General features: G+C 61.0%; 1 pseudogene. It reads left to right on the forward strand.

Annotated features, from left to right (window positions below):
- Window positions 1-183: 183 nt before the first annotated feature.
- Window positions 184-418, forward strand: a pseudogene (locus tag AB1462_RS32265) (ABC transporter permease); the annotation flags it as partial.

Genomic DNA, 418 nt, shown 5'->3' on the forward strand with positions numbered 1-418 from the left:
CTTCGATTATCTGTCGGCGATGGCGAAAGGTGTCACGGGTGTCCAAAACACCGCCATGGGGCAGCTTTTCTTGGCAGGTACGTCGAAAGCCTAAACAAACCGGCCGCCCCGGGCTTCCAGCAGGAGGCCGGGCTTCAAACGGAGCATATCGCCATTTTCTCCTTCCTTCCACGACGTCTGGTCTTGTCCCTCGTCACGCTGTTCCTGCTCAGCATCATGGTATTCCTTGGCGGTCAGGTGCTGCCTGGGAATGTCGGCCGGGCGATACTGGGGCCGCTAGCCGACCAGCGCGCCGTCGACGTACTCAACCAGTCGCTCGGCGTCGATCGTCCGCTGCTCGTCCAGTACGGCAGCTGGATCTGGAACTTCATCCAGGGGGACATGGGAACCTCCTACGTCTTCCGTGCCCCGGTGGCAT

The sequence above is a fragment of the Pseudomonas sp. SB113 genome (assembly GCF_040754745.1).
Lineage (GTDB): Bacteria > Pseudomonadota > Gammaproteobacteria > Pseudomonadales > Pseudomonadaceae > Aquipseudomonas > Aquipseudomonas grimontii.